We start from the raw sequence: 18,024 nt of genomic DNA on the forward strand, positions 1-18,024 counted from the left end.
GAGCACGCTTGCTCCTGCAGAAGGCCGCCTCAATGTCCAGAAAAACGCTTTTCGCCTACCTCGGTACGTTGCTTGCCTTTCTGATGCTTGACGGCCTGTGGCTCGGTGTCCTCATGGGCACGACCTACAAAGCGCTGCTCGGCCCGTTGATGCTTGAGCAGCCGCGCCTGTTCCCAGCCGTGGCGTTCTATCTCCTCTATGTATTCGGTTGTGTGGTGCTTGTCGTCCTGCCTGCGTTGGCGAGCGGCGGCTGGCAGCGTGCCGCGCGGCTTGGTGCACTCCTGGGATTGGTAGCCTACGGCACCTATGACCTGAGCAATTGGGCAACCCTGCAGGGCTGGTCGGCCGGTTTGGCCTTCATGGACATCGCCTGGGGCACCTTCCTGACTGCCGTTTGCTGCACCGTGGGCTATCAATGTGCGCGCAGGGTGCACAATTGATTGTGTACAGTATTGCCCTGCACCATCCCTGAGCGAATCACCACCGTTCAATCGTCTCTACGCCTCCTGAAGAGCCAAGCTCCACGGGGGATTGTGCCGAGTTTTATTGCATTGGCACGCATTCTGCTCATCAACTCGTATACAAACCATGCCGCCTCCCGTACGCACTCCCGTCGCGGGTGGCAGGCCGGTATTTACGAGGAGCCCTGCGATGACCGAACAATTGCCCAAAGGCTACAGCCCGCGCCTGTACAACCAGGACCTGGGACCGCTGCCGCAAAAATGGAACTGGTACAACATCTTCGCCTTCTGGATGAGCGACGTGCACAGCGTCGGCGGCTACGTATTCGCCGCCAGCCTGTTCGCCCTGGGGCTGGCCAGTTGGCAGGTATTGATCGCCTTGCTCGCCGGGATTTGCATTGTGCAATTGATCGCCAACCTGGTGGCCAAGCCGAGCCAGCAGGCGGCAGTGCCGTACCCGGTAATCTGCCGGTTGGCCTTTGGGGTATTCGGGGCGAATATCCCGGCGGTGATTCGTGGCTTGATCGCAGTGGCCTGGTACGGGATCCAGACCTACCTGGCGTCCAGTGCATTGATCATCGTGGTGCTGCGCTTTTTCCCACAGATGGCGGTATACGCAGAACCGCACTTTGCCGGCCTGTCGTACCTGGGCTGGTTCGGTTTCCTCAGCCTGTGGACGCTCCAGGCGCTGGTGTTCTGGGCGGGCATGGAGTCCATCCGTCGTTTCATCGACTGGGCGGGGCCTGTGGTCTATGCGGTGATGTTTGCCCTGGCAGGCTGGATCGTCTGGAAGGCTGGCTGGGCCAATATCAGCTTCACCCTGGCGGAAAAATCCCTCTCAGGCTGGCAGGCGTTTGGCCAAATCATCGTGGCAACCGCGTTGGTGGTGTCGTACTTTTCCGGGCCGACCTTGAACTTCGGTGATTTCAGCCGCTACTGCCGCACGATGAAAGACGTGCGTCGCGGAAATTTCTGGGGCTTGCCGGTAAATTTCCTGGCGTTCTCCCTGGTCACCGTGGTGATCGTCTCGGGCACCTTGCCGGTGTTCGGCGAAATGCTCCACGACCCGATTGCCACCGTTTCGCGCATCGACAATGACATGGCTGTGTTGCTGGGGGCGTTCGCCTTTGTCACCGCGACTATCGGCATCAACATCGTGGCCAACTTCGTCTCGCCGGCCTTTGACTTCGCCAACGTGGCACCGAGCAAAATCAGCTGGCGTGCCGGTGGAATGATTGCGGCGGTGGCCTCGATCTTCATCACCCCATGGAACCTGTTCAACAACCCGCTGATGATCCACTACACCCTCGATATCCTCGCCGCGTTTATCGGGCCGTTGTTCGGGATTCTGCTGGTGGATTTCTACCTGATCAAAAAACAGAAGATCGACGTGGATGCGCTGTTCGATGACAGCCCGAGCGGGCGTTACTACTTTGACGGCGGCGTGAACTGGACGGCGGTCAAGGCGCTGGTGCCCGCGACGCTGGTGGGCGTCGCGATTACCTTCACCCCGGTGCTGCAGGGCATGGCCAATTTCGCCTGGTTTACCGGCTGCTTCCTGGGTGGGCTGTTTTTCCTGGTGTTGGCGCGGCGTGAACAGGTTCGCGCGCCTGTGTCGATGGTTGCCGGCTGACCAGCACCGATCCGGCCACCAACAAACCGGCGCCTGCTACCACCAGCGCCGGTTGCAGGCCACCGCTGAGGTGGCTGCTCACCGACGCCAGCAACGGACCGCTCAATTGGCCGATCGCAAAGCTGGCGGTCAGCAACCCGGTGCTGCGCTGGTAGCCGTGGGGGGCGACCTCACGCAAGCGCGCCATCACCAGTTGCATGCACGCCAGGAATGGCCCACCGCACAGCAACACCCCCAGCGCCAGCCCCCAACCGTTGCCCAGCAGGCAGGCAAACACGCCTGCCGCTTGCAGCCAAAGGGTTGTCATCAGCCAGCGACGGGTGGTGTCCGGGTCCTTGCGGCGCAAACTTGCCGCCACCACGCCAATCGCGGCAGCCAGGCCAAAGCAGGGCCAGAACAGGTCTGCTTGCCATGCTCCCTTGAATTGCGCGCTGGCCATCTGTGACAGGAATGTCGCCGGGATGATGTAGCCAAGGCCATACAACACGTAGATCCAGCACAGATGTGTGATGCTGCCGTTGCTGGCCACGTCGGTGTGGCTGGCAGCGGGCGAGCCGGCAGCGGAAGGCTTGGGCAGGAACGGCAGGATTGCCAGCAGCATGACCAGGGCGACCACCCCATACACCAGCCACAAGGTTGCAGAGTCTTGCCCCAACAGGTTGGAGCCCAGCGCCAGCAACCCGGTCAACAGAATCCCCAGCCCCGGCCCCGCAAATACCAGCGCACCCAGGCGTGGGCGCCCGGCCGCAATGGCCAGCGGCTGGCTCAGGCTGGTAATCATCACCAGCGCCCAGGCACTGGCTACACCGGTACCAAAGCGCAACAACAGATGCGGCCAGAACCCGTGGGCCCAGTACGACGCCAGGGTCAGCAGCACACACAGCCACAGCCCGCCGTACAAACGCCCGCGTACATGGTGATGGCTGCGGGCAAAGATCGAATCCACCGCGCCGACGAAATAGCCCAGGTAGTTGGCCGCCGCAATCAGGCCGGCGCCGGTCAGGTCGATCTGCCCTTCACTGAGCAAATGCGGCATTTGCGGGGTGAGCGCGAATCGACCTATGCCCATGGCCATCATCAGGGCGATAAAGCTGGCGAGTAAGCGGATCAGCGGTGACATGGTGGGTTTTCCTGGGAGCAGCGAGTGACCATCAGGCTAAAGCGGATTGACTTTCTTTAAAAATGAATAATAGTGAGTAACTTGTTCAGTTTTGGAGAATGGTGATGGAGTTCAGTCAATTGCGGATTTTCCAGGCCGTGGCCGAGGAAGGCTCCATCACCCGTGCCGCTGAGCGCTTGCACCGGGTGCCGTCCAACCTGTCGACCCGGCTTAAACAGATGGAAGAACAACTGGGCGTCGAACTGTTCGTGCGCGAGCGCCAGCGCTTGCAGCTTTCTCCTGCAGGCAAAGTGCTGCTGGACTACAGTGCGCGCCTGCTGGCCCTGCATGACGAAGCCCATGGCGCGGTGCAAGGCGGGCAACCGGCTGGAGACTTTGTGCTCGGCAGCATGTACAGCACGGCGGCGATTCATTTGCCCAAGCTGCTGGCGCGTTACCACAAGGCGTATCCGATGGTGAACCTGCAGGTGCAGTCAGCTCCCAGCGGTGAACTGCTGGAAGGCTTGATCACCGGGCGCCTGGACGCCGCATTGGTGGATGGGCCGTTGACCCTGGCCACCCTCGACGGCGTGCCGCTGTGCGAAGAGCGCCTGCTGCTGATCTGCGAGGCGGATCACCCTCCGGTGCGTGGGCCGCAGGATGTTGCCGGCCGTTCGGTGTTCACTTTCCGACGCAGTTGTTCTTATCGGGCGCGCCTGGAAGCCTGGTTCTCCCACGATCGCGTGGCCATGGGCCGGGCCATCGAGATCGAGTCCTACCAGGGCATGCTGGCCTGTGTAATCGCCGGTTCCGGCGTGGCGTTGATGTCGGAATCGATGCTCGACAGCCTGCCGGGCAAGGACAGCGTGTCCATTCATCCGCTGGCCGAGCCTTTTGCCAGCGCCACCACCTGGTTGATGTGGCGCAAGGGCATGCTCGGCGCTAACCTCAATGCGTGGATTGACCTGCAGCAGGAGGGCAAGGTGCTACCGGAAACCGAAACCCGAGCGATTGCTTGAACGATCCGTCAGGATTTTGATCAATTCAGTAATAGTTCGTTGTGGTTTCGTTCAAGCAATACGTAAGACTTAAGACTACTATCTGTAGGAAGCGGCCACAGAATTCCAGCCGCTCGGCATTACCCCAAGGGGGCACCATGAAAGAGAAACTGCAAAACTGGCTGCACGACCTCGGCGTCGCACTCGGCTTGATCGAGCCACCGCTGCAACCGGTGCCAATCCGCACCGATGACGAGCAGCGTCGCCCGCGTCGCAGGTAAGTCCTGGAAAGCGCTCAAGCATGTTTGTTTGGGCGCGGCCAGGAGGTTTGCCTATGTATTGGAGTCATGATTGATCATGACCCGTTGCTGTGTACTTCAATTCTTCGTCTGGCTTTGGCCGGACGTTTTCATTTCCGGGGTTTGGTGATTTTCTCAAGACGCCTGCTTTCGGAATAATCCTTCAAATATTTAATTTAACAACGCCACGGTAATACCGATTGGTAGTCCGGACGTGTGCGCGTCAGTCGCGTTTTGGCAATAAGTATCGGAATTGGACTACCTGTTTGTCAGAGTCGACGGGCTTATTTGATTATTAGGATAGGCGTAGGTTGAGTTTCATTACGAAAAGATTTGTATCGTTTGTAGTTCTTACAAGCTTCCGACTTCATTGAGTTCTGCTCTCCGGAGTATGAGCCAGTCAGAACTGTTGGAGACAAAACCATGATGTTCTCTTCCGTTCCGCCAGTCGCCGCGTCACTTATTGCAACCACCGAAAACATCTTGCATATCGCCCCTGCATCGCGTGGCTGGAAAGCTGATGCACCCGGCAACGTGGTGTTTTTCCCGCCGACGTTAACCAAGCAGGCTCTGCTTATACAGATTGCACTGCTGCGCCCATCAACGCTCGTTGTCGCAGACCAGGTTATTGATGCCGACGTCATCAACCAATGGCGTATATCCCACCCATTTGGCGAACTCTATTTGGTCCGCAGAGGTACAAGCCTGGATAAGATCCGATTGGATCTGTGCGAGCGCAACAATGTTCGAGTGATTAACACGCCAGGGGTCAATGCGCCGCATGTTGCTGCCTATATTGCGCACTGGCTGACGCTGGCAGATGGCTCCTTGCCCCCTGACATCTGTGTACTGGGATACGGCAATGTAGGGAAAGAGCTTGTTAAGTTGTTGCTTGCTCGAGATCCGGATGTTCGGATTAAGGTGTTGGATCGACGCGATCGAGTGCCGGACAGTTTCGCGAAAGCCTCTTCCGATTGTAGGGTTTCATTGGTTGACGACTGGCTTGAGGCGCTCGAGGGGGCCAATGCAGTCGCCCTATGCTTATCCCTGAATGATGAATCCATTTATCGCATTGATCGGACCCTCATTCAGTGCCTGCACAGAAAGGCTCGCCTTGTCTGTGTCGCCAAGCCGGATGTCTTTAGCGACGATGCGTTGCAGACCCTGGCAATCTCCGAAGACATCCAGCTCATATTGGACTACGGCCCCAGGACACTGGATGCGTTTCGGGTGCGCACACAAGCGCTCGGCTGCAGTGTCTCCACATGGTACAAGCCGGCGACGCTGACCACACAGGCGGCCACCACCGAAGCCTGCCATTGCGACCTCGACTATGCGGTCTCGGTGCAACTGAGCTTGATGGCCTTGCGCGGCCTTGTCCGGCGCAAGCTTGCACACTCATTGGCGATCCCCTCTCGGCAAGCCGATGCCGGTGCGCCGCGTGTGTCGATCATCGGCAGAGGTATCAACGGGCTGCTCCAAGCCGTGATGTTCCGCCTGGCAAATTATCAGGTCACGGTTTACGGAGGAAATCAGCAGCGCGATGGTGCCAGTCACAAGCAGGTGAACATGCGTCATCTGTCAGCAACGGAGACGACTGCAAAACCGCTGCCTAACGATTACCTGACTCCCGCAAATCAGTACCTGGCCATTGAGTGCAATCGCGCAGGCATCGAGCTGTTTGAAAAATTCCTGGCCGACAACCCATCGCTGGCACGATTTGCACGATCGCGAATTGTACGAGCCTATGTGGACGACTCCAGTGGCACGGAGGCCGCGATCCGCGAGCAATGGGATATTGAAAACAGGCCTTGGCCGAGTGGCAAGCCGGGGCGAGAGCTTGCAGAGATCAGTCAGCTGCAATTCCAGGCAATGTATGGAGTTCCCGAGGTCGGGCGGGCGATTGAGGTGTCGGGCTACGATCTGGAATTTATCCATTTAATGGATGAGATGGTGACGCTTTTGCAGCGCTCAGGGGTTGAGTTCCTGCCACGGCACCTGAGTCCGGTCCAAATTGCCGATCTGAGTAGAGAGCACTTTGTCGTCACGGCCATGGGGGTGGACGAGCCAGAGGTCATCCCGGTCATTGGCTGGTTTTTCAAGCTGCGCGCCGTTGATGATGAAGGTGTCGACATGCGCGGACTCAAGCTGCAGTACGACCTGCCAATCGGCGTCATGAATTGCCGCCTGGACGGGAACTGCATCCTTGTCTCCGCCGGGCAGGTGCCGCCCGATTCGACGCCGCAGTACAAGGAGCAGATACGGGCGGCGTGCCTGGCTGCCGTTTCTCGACACTTTCCAAAGTCCTGCAGCCGCGCAATCGAACGTGGCGACTTGCAACAAATCGAATGTGCCAGGCCCGGCACCGCAGATGGACTTTCAATCGTGCATTGGTCCGCCTACAACCGCATTGTCGCGGGGGCAACTTATGCCGGGGGCACCACGCAGGGATTGGTATGGGCGTCTTTGGTCCAGGAAGTCATCCAGGCCAGAGCGCCGGCGGTTTCGGCAATGTGGGAATAAAAAAAACGGGTGCGACATCCGACGTCGCACCCGCTGAAGAAAGCTTCTTTCAACTGTTTTTTCAGATCGCCCGAGCCGCAACAGCCTCCGGACGACGGGACAGCAAACTCACCAGCACAAAACTCACCAGGCCCACGCCCAGGCTGTAGTAGATCGGTGTATTGGCGTCCAAACCATCCTTGATCATGAACATCAACGCGGTCACAAAACCCAGGGTCATGGAGGTGATCGCCCCGGAAGTCGTCGCACGCTTCCAGAAAATCGCCCCGATCAGCGGGATCAACATGCCGCCCACCAACAGGTTGTACGCCAGGGTCAGTGCGCTGATCACATCACTCACCACCAGCGCGATACCCAACACAGCGATACCGGTCAGCAAGGTAAACAGACGGTTGATCTTCAAGCTCGACTGCTTGCCACCACGCAGGCGCGGCAGCAGGTCTTCGGTCAATACGGTGGAAGCGGCGAGCAAGCCGGCGCTGGCGGTGGACATCATCGCGGCCAGTGCAGCGGCGATCACCAGGCCGCGGATACCGTCGGGCAGCGAGACTTTGACGATGGCGGCGAACGCATTGTTGACGTTGTCCAGGTCCGGGATCAGTACGTGGGCGGCCATGCCGATGAGCGCACAGGCCAGGCCGTAGAGAATGCAGTAGAAACCGGCGAAGGTGCCTGCGTACTGGGCGACCTTTTCGTCACGGGCGGTGAACACCCGTTGCCAGATGTCCTGGCCGATCAGGATGCCGAAGAAGTAGATCATGAAGTAGGTGATGATGGTGTCCCAGCCGATTTCAGTGAAGCTGAAATTCGACGCGGGCAGCTTGGCCACCAATTCATCCCAACCGCCGACGCGGTACAGGCAGATTGGTAGCAGGATAAACATCAGGCCGACCGTCTTGATCACGAACTGCACGATGTCGGTCAGGGTCAGCGACCACATGCCGCCAATGGTCGAGTACACCACCACCACGCCACCGCCTACCAATACCGACATCCAGAAGGGCAGGTCGAACAACACTTGCAGCACGGTGCCGATGGCCAGGATCGAGGTCACGCCGATCATCAGCGCGTAGGCCAGCATGATCACCGCACTGGCCTGGCGGGCCATGGGGTTGTAGCGTTTCTCCAGGACCTGGGTCACGGTGAAGATTTTCAGCTTCAGCAGCGGCTTGGCCAGGAACAGGTTCAGCGCAATGATCCCCGCGCCCAGCGCGGCGCACAGCCAGAAACCGGAAATACCATGTACATAGCCCAGGCGCACGGTGCCGACGGTGGACGCACCGCCCAGCACCGTGGCAGCCATGGTGCCCATGTACAGCGTCGGGCCGAGGTTGCGGCCGGCCACCAGGTAGTCTTCATGGGTCTTGGCGCGGCGCATGCCGTAGTAGCCGAGCACCAGCATGCCGGCGGCGTAGATGAGGACGACGAATAGATCTAAGGCCATGACGGCGAGTCTCCGATTATCTTTTTTATGTGGGGCTAAAGGGGGCTGTGTGGCGAGGGAGCGTGCTCCCGCTGGGCTGCATTGCAGCCCCAATCCATTCCACGCAATTCATCAGGCAGCCTCGCGACTGCTGCGCAGTCGAACGGGAGCAGGCTCCCTCGCCACAGTCGGTCCGTAGACGGCAGCCGGTTCAGGGAACACGCGAAGCAGTGTCAGGTACACCAGCGAGGCCAGGCCCAGGGTCACCGGCAAGCTGATGTCGATGCCGTCGGCGAGGTTGCCCAGCGGCCCGACAAACTGCCCCGGCAGGTTGACGAAGCACAGGCCCACCAGCGCACTCGGGATCCAGGCCCCCAGGCCGCGCCAGTTCCAGCCATGGCTGAACCAGTAGCGCCCGCCGGTTTCGCCGCGAGTGAACACTTGCAGGTCATCCGGGCAGTAGTAACCCCGGCGCACGATCAGGCCGATGATCATCATCACCATCCACGGCGTGGTGCAGGTGATGATCAGCACGGCGAAGGTCGACACGCTCTGCACCAGGTTGGCGGCGAAACGTCCGATAAAGATGAAGGCAATCGACATCACCCCGATCAGCAGCGTCGCCTTGACCCGGGACAGCAGGCGCGGGAACACGCTGGACATGTCCAGGCCGGTGCCATACAGCGAGGTGGTGCCGGTGGACATGCCGCCGATCACCGCGATCAGGCACACTGGCAGGAAGAACCAGCTCGGTGCCACCGCCAGCAGGCCGCCGACGTAGTTGTTGGCCGCGATATAGTCCGGTGCCTTGACCGCCACAATGGTCGCGGTGGCCAGGCCGAACAGGAACGGGATCAACGTCGCGATCTGCGCGAACACCACCGCCAGCATGATCCGCACCTTCGAGGTTTCCCGCGGGATGTAGCGCGACCAGTCACCGAGGAACGCGCCGAAGGAAATCGGGTTGCTCATGGCCACCAGTGCTGCACCGATAAACGCCGCCCAGAAGCCGGTCTGGCCGAGGGCAACGGTGCCGGCGAAGTGGCTGTCGAAGGCCGGCGCGAAGGCGAAGATCCCCAGCAGGAACAGCAGGCTCGCCGCCCACACTGCGATGCGGTTGACCCACAGCATGAAGCGAAAGCCGTAGATGCACACCGTCAGCACGAGAATGGCGAAGACGCCGTAGGCCAGGCCCAGGGTCAGGTCGGTTTCCGGCAAGCCCACCAGACGTTTCGCACCGCCCACCAGCGCATCGCCTGAACTCCACACCGACAGTGAGAAGAACGCAATAGCGGTCAGCAGCGACAGGAACGAGCCGACAATCCGCCCGTGCACACCAAAGTGCGCACCGGAAGACACGGCGTTGTTGGTGCCATTGATCGGACCGAACAGACCCATGGGGGCGAGGATCACCGCACCCACCAGCACGCCCAGCACAATCGCCCAGACGCCGGCCTGGAACGACAAGCCAAACAGCACCGGAAAGCTCCCCAGCACGGCGGTGGCGAAGGTGTTGGCACCGCCGAAAATCAGGCGAAACAAATCCTTCGGCCCGGCGGTACGTTCGTGGTCCGGGATCTGTTCGACGCCGTTGGTTTCTATGTTGCGAATACTGTTTTCGTTGTTTTTATTATTCATGATCTGCTCCGATCACATTGGCTAATGGGGCGGCAGCCCTTCCGGCATAGCGGACAAATGTTCGTGACAGGCCAGCCACAGGCCTTCTTTTTGTTGTGTGCGAACCCCTTGCCGCTTGAAGACAATGGTCTCGCGTTCCTGGCTAAAGAATTGCTCCCCGTTCATGCGCAGCTCGGTGGCCACGTCATGCACAAATACCGCGACGTCACCGTGCAGGCTGACGAAAGCGTTGCTTGAGGTGCAGGAAAGCACCTCAAATCCCTCGTCCCGGCGCCAGCTGTCCCACAACACCTGGTAGGCATCGCGACTCAGCAGCGGCTGGGGGAGGGTGTAGAACACGAAGCTGGCGTCGGCACTGAACGCACCGAAGTAGGCGTCGCGATCATTGCGGGCGAAGGCCGACACCAGGTCGGCCGCGGCTTTTAATACCTCGGCCTGGGCGCTCATCAGCGGTGCGCCACGCCCGGCAATACGCAGAGCATTTCGTACAGCAGGTTGGCGCCCAGCAGCGAGGTGTTGCCGGTGGTGTCGTACGGCGGCGAAACTTCTACCAGGTCGCAACCAATCAGATCCAGGCCTTGGCAGCCGCGGATGATTTCAATCGCCTGGATCGTGGTCAAGCCACCGATTTCCGGGGTGCCGGTGCCGGGCGCCCAGGCTGGGTCGATGCCGTCGATATCGAAGCTCAGGTACACCGGGCCACCGCCGACTTTCTCGCGCACTTCAGCCATCAGGGGCGCCAGCGAGTGATGCCAGCATTCTTCGGCCTGGACCACGCGGAAGCCCTGTTTGCGGCTCCAGTTGAAGTCTTCGGCGGTGTAGCCCTGGGCGCGCAGGCCGATTTGCACCACGCGGTCGCAATCCAGCAAGCCTTCTTCCACCGCGCGCCGGAAGGTGGTGCCGTGGGCGATTTTCTCGCCGAACATGTGGTCGTTGACGTCGGCGTGGGCATCGATGTGCACCAGCCCGACCTTGCCGTGTTTCTTGTGGATCGCCCGCAGGATCGGCAGAGTGATGGTGTGGTCACCGCCCAGGGTCATCGGGATCACGTTGTGTTCGAGGATCTCGTCGTAGGCTTCTTCGATGATGCGCACGGCGTCCAGCAGGTTGAAGGTGTTGATCGCCACGTCGCCGATGTCGGCAACCGACAGCGAGTCAAACGGCGCGGCGCCGGTGGCCATGTTGTAAGGGCGGATCATCACCGATTCGGCGCGAATTTCCCGCGGCCCGAAACGGGTGCCGGCACGCAGGGAGGTGCCGATGTCCAGGGGCACGCCGACGAAGGCGGCATCCAGGCCCTGGGCCGATTGCAGATGGGGAAGACGCATCATGGTGGCGATGCCGGCGAAGCGCGGCATTTCGTTGCCGCCCAGTGGTTGGTGGAAAATCTTGTCCACGGGATTGCCTCATCGTTTTGTTTATTAGAAGCCGATTCTGCGAAATGCATGGGAAGGGAAGAATCGGCAGGGGCAAATACTTAGTTCAGATTTTTCTAAACTAATGCCTGAGGTAAACTCGGTTCAAATGTGGGAGCGGGCTTGCTCGCGAATACGGTGTGTCAGTCACGGAGGGTTCGATTGATCCACCGCATTCGCGAGCAAGCCCGCTCCCACAGGTTTTATGTTTGCCTCTGGAGAGCCCATGGCCAACGCCTTGCCCGACCTGAAACTCCTGCGCATCTTCGTCAGCGTCGTGCGGCACCAGGGTTTCGCCAATGCCCAGCACGAACTCAACCTGTCGACCTCGGCCATCAGCACTTACATGAGCCAGCTGGAAGCCGCGTTGGGCCTGGTGCTGTGCCATCGCGGGCGGGGCGGGTTCAGCCTCACCAGCAAGGGCGAGTTGTTCCATCAGGAAACCCTGCGCCTGCTGGGCGAGCTGGAAGGCTTCGAGCAATACGCCGCCGCGCTCAAAGGCGAACTGCGCGGCACCCTGAAACTCGGCGTACTCGACTCCACCGTCAGCGACAAGGCCTTGCCGTTTGCCGAAGTGATCGGCGCCTACAGTCAGGAACACCCGGCGGTGCATTTGCACCTGTCGGTGATGAGTCCTTACGAGTTGCAACTCGGCGTCCAGGATAATCGCCTGGACCTGGCCATCGGTGCGTTTTCCAACCGGATGAGCGGGCTGATCTATATGCCGCTGTACCGCGAACAGCACTGGCTGTATTGCAGCACCCGTCACCCATTGTTCAACGAGCGGCGCATTCCCGAACAAGTCATCACCCAGCAACGCATGGTCGGTCGTGGTTACTGGAGCCAGGCCGAACTGGCGCGTCACGGCTTCAAGCACAGCGCCGCCACGGTGGAAAGTATGGAGGCGCAATTGATCCTGGTGCTGTCCGGCGCCTACATCGGCTACCTCCCGGAGCACTACGCCCAGGCCTGGGCCGACAAAGGGGATTTGCGGGTACTGCTGCCGGCAACCTTTGGTTACCAGGCGCCGTTCTCGATGATCATGCGCCGGGGCCGCAGCCGCGAACCCCTGATCCAGACCTTCCGCGATTTACTCAAAGCCCAGCTCAACCAGGCCTGAAAACCCATGTCCAGACCCCAATGCTCCCGCTGCCTGCGGCCCACCACTCACTGCCTGTGCGCGCTGATTCCCCGGCTGGATAGCCGAACCCGGGTGTTGCTGTTGCAGCATCCGAGTGAGGTCAATCACGCCTTGAATACCGCGCGGTTGGCGGCGCTGGGCTTGGTGAATGCGCAGTTGGTGGTGGGGGAGGTGTTTGAGGATTTGCAGGCGTTGTTGAATCCGCCGGGTTATCAGGCGCGTCTGTTGTTTCCGGACGAAAATGCCCAACCCTTGCAGGCCTATACGCCATCCGACGAACCGTTGCTGTTGGTGGTGCCGGACGGTACCTGGCGCAAGGCGCGCAAGTTGCTGCACCTCAATCCTTTATTGGCGGCGCTGCCTCGGGTGACGCTGGCGGAAGGCGCCGTGTCCCGTTATCGGCTGCGCAAGGCACCGGGGCCCGGGGCGTTGTCGACGGTGGAGGCCATCGTGCAGGCGTTGCAGGTGCTTGAAGCGCCCACCTCATTTGAGCCGCTGCTGAAACCGTTCGAGGCATTGATCGAAGGACAGATTGCCGCGATGGGCGATGAAGTGTTCCAGAGAAACCACGGCCCCGCCTGAGTTATTCCATTAAGCGATAAGCACCACACTTTGCGTGATATGGCCCGCCAGCCTTTCCCGGTATGATAGTCGCCCCCGCAGTCTGGATTGCGAATACGCCATGACCTTGCAGTACCCCACCATCGCCGATTGCGTCGGCAACACCCCGCTGGTCCGCTTGCAGCGCCTGCCGGGCAACACCAGCAATACCTTGTTGCTCAAGCTCGAAGGGAACAACCCGGCCGGCTCGGTCAAGGACCGCCCGGCGTTGTCGATGATCACCCGCGCCGAGTTGCGTGGGCAGATCAAGCCCGGCGACACCCTGATCGAAGCCACCTCCGGTAACACCGGGATTGCCCTGGCCATGGCCGCGGCGATCAAGGGCTACAAGATGGTCCTGATCATGCCCGACAACGGCAGCGCCGAGCGCAAGGCGGCGATGACCGCCTACGGCGCCGAGTTGATCCTGGTCACCCAGGAAGAAGGCATGGAAGGTGCCCGCGACCTCGCCGAGCGTATGGCTGCCGAAGGCCGTGGCCTGGTGCTGGACCAGTTCGCCAACGGCGACAACCCCGAGGCGCACTACACCACCACTGGCCCGGAAATCTGGCGCCAGACCCAGGGCACCATCACTCACTTCGTGAGTTCGATGGGCACCACCGGCACCATCATGGGCAATTCGCGCTACCTCAAGGAGCAGAATCCCGAGATCCAGATCGTCGGCCTGCAACCGATGGAAGGCGCAGCGATCCCGGGGATCCGTCGTTGGCCCGAAGAGTACTTGCCGAAGATCTACAACGCGGCTCGCGTCGATCGCATCATCGACATGGCCCAGCGTGAAGCCGAAGACACCACCCGCCGCCTGGCCCGTGAAGAAGGCATCTTCTGCGGCGTGTCGTCCGGTGGCGCCGTGGCCGGGATGTTGCGCTTGTCCCAGGAGTTGGAAAACGCGGTGATCGTCGCGATCATCTGTGACCGTGGCGACCGTTACCTGTCGACCGGCATTTTCGACGCGCCCAACTGATGGCCAAGCACGAGAGAGGCCTGCGCTTCCAACCGACGGGCGGCAGCCGGGCCCCACAGATTCCCGTAGGCAAGAAGCAGCGCCTGACCATCGAGCGCCTGGCCAACGACGGCCGTGGCATTGTGTTCTTTGAAGGCCGCACCTGGTTTGTCGTGGGTGCGCTGGCCGGTGAAGAGGTGGAAGCGCGGGTGTTGGGCGCCCACGGCAAAGTGGTCGAGGCGCGCACCGAGCGCGTATTTACCGCCAGCGAACTGCGCCGTCCGGCACCCTGTGTGCACGCCGGCCGCTGTGGCGGTTGCAGCCTGCAACACTTGCCCCATGACGAACAACTCGCCCTGAAACAGCGCATGCTCGCCGAGCAATTATCCCGTGTGGCAGGTGTCGAACCCCAGGAGTGGGCCGCGCCTTTGAGCGGGCCGGAATTCGGCTATCGTCGCCGCGCCCGCGTGGCCGTGCGCTGGGATGCCAAGGCGAAGAAACTCGAGGTCGGCTTTCGTGCCGTGGCCAGCCAGGACATCGTCGCCATCGACGATTGCCCGGTGCTGGTACAGGCCTTGCAACCGATCATGCAGCGTTTGCCCAACATGCTGCGGCGCTTGAGCAAGCCTCAGGCATTGGGGCATGTGGAATTATTCAGTGGTTCGTCGATTGCCGTGTTGTTGCGACACATGGCGCCCTTGTCCGAAGCGGACCTGACGATCCTGCAGGAATTTTGCACGTTCCATGAAGCCCAACTGTGGCTGCATGGCGAGGGCCAGCCGCAACCGGTCGAACCAGACCAGGCCTTGGGCTATCGTCTGGAACCGTGGGATCTGCAGTTGGCGTACCGCCCGGGAGACTTTGTGCAGGTCAACGCCGGGGTCAACCAGGCGATGGTCGCCCAGGCGCTGGATTGGCTGGCGCCGAAGCCCGACGAGCGGGTGCTGGATTTGTTTTGTGGCTTGGGCAACTTCGCCTTGCCGCTGGCCCGCCAAGTGCGGGAAGTGGTGGCGGTGGAAGGCGTGCAGGCCATGGTGGACCGGGCGGCACAGAATGCCGTCAGCAATAATTTGCATAATGTTCAGTTTTTTCAGGCCGATTTGTCCCAGCCTTTGACCGACGCGGAATGGGCCAAACAGGGCTTTTCTGCGGTACTCTTGGACCCACCCCGCGATGGTGCCCTGGAGGTTGTGCGCAAGCTCGCTACCCTGGGGGCTGATCGCCTGGTGTATGTGTCCTGCAATCCGGCAACGCTGGCGCGGGACACGGTCGAGTTGGTCAAGCAAGGCTACCGGCTAAAACGTGCCGGGATCCTCGACATGTTTCCCCAGACGGCCCATGTCGAGGCCATGGCGTTATTTGAAGCGGGCTAGGATGCCCGTTTAATCCGACTGGCCTGCATCTCCTGGGCCTGTGACCTGCCAGGGAGCGTGCACAAGCTTTTTTTGTAAAGCAGGTCAGCGATGATTTTGACGCACTAAAAGGTGCGTCGTAGGGAAGGTAAGCAAGATGGTACAGGTGAGAGCACACCAGCCGATCAACACCGACGGCAGTATCAATCTCGAGGCATGGCTGGATCATGCCATCAGTGTCGACCCGGCACTGGACCGTGAAGCCTTGAAAGCAGCCTGCGAGTTCGCTCGTGAGTCTGAACAGCAAGACAATGCGGCGAAGAACCTGTGGGCCGAAGGCACTTCAAGCTTTCGCACCGGGTTGGAAATCGCCGAGATCCTCGCCGATCTCAAGCTCGATCAGGATTCGCTGATCGCGGCGGTGCTGTATCGCGGCGTGCGCGAAGGGCACATTCAGCTGCCCATCATCAGCCAGCGTTTCGGCACCGTGGTGGCCAAGCTGATCGACGGCGTGCTGCGCATGGCGGCGATCAGTGCCAGCCTCAGCCCGCGCCAGTCGATGGTGCTGGGCACCCAGGGCCAGGTGGAAAACCTGCGCAAGATGCTGGTGGCGATGGTCGACGACGTGCGCGTCGCCTTGATCAAGCTGGCCGAGCGTACCTGCGCGATTCGGGCGGTGAAAACCGCCGACGACGAAAAGCGCAACCGCGTTGCCCGCGAGGTGTTCGACATCTACGCGCCGCTGGCCCACCGCCTGGGCATCGGCCATATCAAGTGGGAACTGGAGGACTTGTCCTTCCGTTACCTCGAACCCGATCAATACAAACAGATTGCCACGCTGCTCCATGAGCGGCGGCTGGACCGTGAGCGGTTCATCGCCGATGTGATGAGCCAGTTACGCACGGAATTGCAGGCCACCGGGGTTGAAGCCGACATCAGCGGCCGGGCCAAACACATCTATTCCATCTGGCGCAAAATGCAGCGCAAGGGCCTGGCCTTCAGCCAGATCTACGACGTGCGCGCCGTGCGTGTGCTGGTGCCGGAAATGCGCGACTGCTACACCGCGCTGGGTATCGTGCACACGCTGTGGCGGCACATCCCCAAGGAATTCGACGACTACATCGCCAACCCCAAGGAAAACGGTTACCGCTCATTGCACACGGCAGTGATCGGCCCCGAGGGCAAGGTGCTGGAAGTACAGATCCGCACCCACGCGATGCACGAAGAGGCGGAGCTGGGCGTATGCGCTCACTGGCGCTACAAGGGCACCGACGTCAAGGCCGGGTCGAACCAGTACGAAGAGAAAATCTCCTGGTTGCGCCAGGTGCTGGAGTGGCACGAAGAGCTGGGCGACATCGGCGGTTTGGCCGACCAGCTGCGGGTAGATATCGAACCTGACCGGGTCTACATCTTCACCCCCGACGGCCACGCGATCGACCTGCCCAAGGGCGCCACACCGCTGGATTTTGCGTACCGGGTGCACACCGAGATCGGCCACAACTGCCGTGGCGCCAAGATCAACGGGCGCATCGTGCCGCTCAACTACAGCCTGCAGACCGGTGAACAGGTCGAGATCATTACCAGCAAGCACGGTACGCCGAGCCGCGACTGGCTGAACCCGAACCTGGGCTACATCACCACGTCCAGGGCGCGGGCGAAGATCGTCCACTGGTTCAAATTGCAGGCGCGCGACCAGAACGTCGCCGCCGGCAAGACCTTGCTCGAGCGCGAATTGGCACGCCTGGGCCTGCCGCAGGTGGACTTCGACAAGCTGGCCGAAAAGGCCAACATGAAGATCGCCGAAGACATGTTCGCCGCCCTCGGTGCCGGCGATCTGCGCCTGGCGCAGTTGGTCAACCTGGCCCAGCAACTGGTTGAGCCGGAGCGGGGCAGCGAGCAGTTGGAACTGATTCCACGCAAGGCCACCGGCTACAAGCCGGGCAAGCGCGGCGATATCCAGATCCAGGGCGTCGGCAACCTGATGACGCAAATGGCCGGCTGCTGCCAGCCATTGCCGGGCGACGCCATCGTCGGTTACATCACTCAGGGCCGCGGGGTGAGCATTCACCGCCAGGACTGTGCCTCGGTGTTGCAACTGGGCGGGCGCGAGCCGGAGCGGATCATCCAGGTCAGTTGGGGCCCGGTGCCGGTGTTGACCTATCCGGTGGACATCATCATTCGTGCCTACGACCGTTCCGGGCTGCTGCGTGATGTGTCGCAGGTGCTGCTCAATGAGCGGATCAACGTGCTGGCGGTCAACACCCGCTCGAACAAAGAGGACAACACGGCGCTGATGTCCCTGACCATCGAGATTCCGGGGCTGGACGCGTTGGGTCGGTTGCTGGGGCGTATTTCCCAGTTGCCGAACATTATTGAGACCCGGCGTAATCGCACGCCATGAGTAGCTGGACGAGCGCGGACTGAAATGTGGGAGCGGGCTTGCTCGCGAAGGCGATCTAACAGTCAGCGCTTCTCTTG

Annotated in this window: 15 protein-coding genes; 10 read left to right on the top strand and 5 right to left on the bottom strand. The window is 60.9% G+C overall.

The annotated features are described in order from the left end of the window. Positions 1-32: 32 nt before the first annotated feature. Both ACW9I6_RS06980 and ACW9I6_RS06985 read left to right on the top strand, forming a co-directional pair. Positions 33-440, top strand: a complete 408-nt coding sequence (locus ACW9I6_RS06980) for a DUF2177 family protein (RefSeq protein ID WP_457339095.1) — start codon at positions 33-35, stop codon at positions 438-440. Positions 441-651: 211 nt separating this feature from the next. Continuing rightward, positions 652-2,094, top strand: a complete 1,443-nt coding sequence (locus ACW9I6_RS06985; protein WP_087694816.1) for an NCS1 family nucleobase:cation symporter-1 — start codon at positions 652-654, stop codon at positions 2,092-2,094. Here the strand turns inward: ACW9I6_RS06985 and ACW9I6_RS06990 are convergent. Beyond that, a complete protein-coding gene (locus ACW9I6_RS06990; RefSeq protein ID WP_457339091.1) occupies positions 2,006-3,214 on the bottom strand; it encodes an MFS transporter in 1,209 nt (402 codons plus the stop codon). The two genes, ACW9I6_RS06985 and ACW9I6_RS06990, sit on opposite strands and share 89 nt — an antisense overlap. Before the next feature lie 104 nt (positions 3,215-3,318). Here ACW9I6_RS06990 and ptrR point away from each other — a divergent pair, with 104 nt between their 5' ends. The 3 genes from ptrR (at position 3,319) to ACW9I6_RS07005 (ending at position 7,013) form a co-directional block, all read left to right on the top strand. Further along, positions 3,319-4,212: a putrescine utilization regulator PtrR gene (gene ptrR / locus ACW9I6_RS06995; protein WP_003210727.1), complete on the top strand. Its 894-nt coding sequence runs from the start codon at positions 3,319-3,321 to the stop codon at positions 4,210-4,212. Between the two features lie 137 nt (positions 4,213-4,349). Next, complete coding sequence (locus tag ACW9I6_RS07000; protein ID WP_003210728.1) at positions 4,350-4,472, top strand: PA1414 family protein; 123 nt, start codon at positions 4,350-4,352, stop codon at positions 4,470-4,472. Between the two features lie 441 nt (positions 4,473-4,913). Further along, the gene (locus tag ACW9I6_RS07005) at positions 4,914-7,013 is read left to right on the top strand and encodes an FAD-dependent oxidoreductase (RefSeq protein ID WP_457339092.1); all 2,100 of its coding nucleotides are present in this window, start codon (positions 4,914-4,916) and stop codon (positions 7,011-7,013) included. Positions 7,014-7,074: 61 nt separating this feature from the next. Here the strand turns inward: ACW9I6_RS07005 and ACW9I6_RS07010 are convergent, their stop codons facing one another. The 4 genes from ACW9I6_RS07010 to speB all read right to left on the bottom strand — a co-directional run bounded on the left by ACW9I6_RS07010 (position 7,075) and on the right by speB (position 11,471). Continuing rightward, the gene (locus ACW9I6_RS07010; protein ID WP_008438170.1) at positions 7,075-8,457 is read right to left on the bottom strand and encodes a sodium:solute symporter; all 1,383 of its coding nucleotides are present in this window, start codon (positions 8,455-8,457) and stop codon (positions 7,075-7,077) included. Between the two features lie 111 nt (positions 8,458-8,568). Next, the gene (locus tag ACW9I6_RS07015; protein WP_177028531.1) at positions 8,569-10,074 is read right to left on the bottom strand and encodes a purine-cytosine permease family protein; all 1,506 of its coding nucleotides are present in this window, start codon (positions 10,072-10,074) and stop codon (positions 8,569-8,571) included. Between the two features lie 21 nt (positions 10,075-10,095). Further along, a complete protein-coding gene (locus tag ACW9I6_RS07020) occupies positions 10,096-10,521 on the bottom strand; it encodes a YybH family protein (RefSeq protein WP_008438173.1) in 426 nt (141 codons plus the stop codon). Then, a complete protein-coding gene (gene speB, locus ACW9I6_RS07025) occupies positions 10,521-11,471 on the bottom strand; it encodes an agmatinase (protein ID WP_457339093.1) in 951 nt (316 codons plus the stop codon). Before speB ends, ACW9I6_RS07020 begins: the two co-directional genes overlap by 1 nt. 244 nt (positions 11,472-11,715) lie before the next feature. On the opposite strand from speB, the gene ACW9I6_RS07030 reads away from it, so the two are divergent. The 5 genes from ACW9I6_RS07030 to relA all read left to right on the top strand — a co-directional run bounded on the left by ACW9I6_RS07030 (position 11,716) and on the right by relA (position 17,947). Continuing rightward, on the top strand, positions 11,716-12,609 hold the full coding sequence (locus ACW9I6_RS07030) for a LysR family transcriptional regulator (RefSeq protein ID WP_003210734.1): 894 nt from the start codon (positions 11,716-11,718) through the stop codon (positions 12,607-12,609). A 6-nt stretch (positions 12,610-12,615) separates the two neighbouring features. Next, the gene (locus tag ACW9I6_RS07035; RefSeq protein ID WP_003210735.1) at positions 12,616-13,212 is read left to right on the top strand and encodes a tRNA-uridine aminocarboxypropyltransferase; all 597 of its coding nucleotides are present in this window, start codon (positions 12,616-12,618) and stop codon (positions 13,210-13,212) included. Positions 13,213-13,312: 100 nt separating this feature from the next. Then, positions 13,313-14,215: a cysteine synthase CysM gene (gene cysM, locus ACW9I6_RS07040; protein ID WP_003210736.1), complete on the top strand. Its 903-nt coding sequence runs from the start codon at positions 13,313-13,315 to the stop codon at positions 14,213-14,215. Next, positions 14,215-15,567, top strand: a complete 1,353-nt coding sequence (gene rlmD / locus ACW9I6_RS07045; RefSeq protein WP_008438175.1) for a 23S rRNA (uracil(1939)-C(5))-methyltransferase RlmD — start codon at positions 14,215-14,217, stop codon at positions 15,565-15,567. The genes cysM and rlmD overlap by 1 nt, the downstream gene beginning before the upstream one ends. 136 nt (positions 15,568-15,703) lie before the next feature. Then, a complete protein-coding gene (relA, locus tag ACW9I6_RS07050) occupies positions 15,704-17,947 on the top strand; it encodes a GTP diphosphokinase (RefSeq protein ID WP_457339094.1) in 2,244 nt (747 codons plus the stop codon). Positions 17,948-18,024: the final 77 nt, after the last annotated feature.

The sequence above is a fragment of the Pseudomonas sp. SDO5522_S412 genome, assembly GCF_054071215.1.

Excerpts from the sequence above, each read along its gene's own strand:
- ACW9I6_RS06980 (WP_457339095.1), top strand. The coding sequence starts at position 33 with ATGTCCAGAAAAACGCTTTTCGCCTACCTCGGTACGTTGCTTGCCTTT.
- ACW9I6_RS06985 (WP_087694816.1), top strand. The coding sequence starts at position 652 with ATGACCGAACAATTGCCCAAAGGCTACAGCCCGCGCCTGTACAACCAG.
- ACW9I6_RS06990 (WP_457339091.1), bottom strand. The coding sequence starts at position 3,214 with ATGTCACCGCTGATCCGCTTACTCGCCAGCTTTATCGCCCTGATGATG.
- ptrR (WP_003210727.1), top strand. The coding sequence starts at position 3,319 with ATGGAGTTCAGTCAATTGCGGATTTTCCAGGCCGTGGCCGAGGAAGGC.
- ACW9I6_RS07000 (WP_003210728.1), top strand. The coding sequence starts at position 4,350 with ATGAAAGAGAAACTGCAAAACTGGCTGCACGACCTCGGCGTCGCACTC.
- ACW9I6_RS07005 (WP_457339092.1), top strand. The coding sequence starts at position 4,914 with ATGATGTTCTCTTCCGTTCCGCCAGTCGCCGCGTCACTTATTGCAACC.
- ACW9I6_RS07010 (WP_008438170.1), bottom strand. The coding sequence starts at position 8,457 with ATGGCCTTAGATCTATTCGTCGTCCTCATCTACGCCGCCGGCATGCTG.
- ACW9I6_RS07015 (WP_177028531.1), bottom strand. The coding sequence starts at position 10,074 with ATGAATAATAAAAACAACGAAAACAGTATTCGCAACATAGAAACCAAC.
- ACW9I6_RS07020 (WP_008438173.1), bottom strand. The coding sequence starts at position 10,521 with ATGAGCGCCCAGGCCGAGGTATTAAAAGCCGCGGCCGACCTGGTGTCG.
- ACW9I6_RS07030 (WP_003210734.1), top strand. The coding sequence starts at position 11,716 with ATGGCCAACGCCTTGCCCGACCTGAAACTCCTGCGCATCTTCGTCAGC.
- ACW9I6_RS07035 (WP_003210735.1), top strand. The coding sequence starts at position 12,616 with ATGTCCAGACCCCAATGCTCCCGCTGCCTGCGGCCCACCACTCACTGC.
- cysM (WP_003210736.1), top strand. The coding sequence starts at position 13,313 with ATGACCTTGCAGTACCCCACCATCGCCGATTGCGTCGGCAACACCCCG.
- rlmD (WP_008438175.1), top strand. The coding sequence starts at position 14,215 with ATGGCCAAGCACGAGAGAGGCCTGCGCTTCCAACCGACGGGCGGCAGC.
- relA (WP_457339094.1), top strand. The coding sequence starts at position 15,704 with ATGGTACAGGTGAGAGCACACCAGCCGATCAACACCGACGGCAGTATC.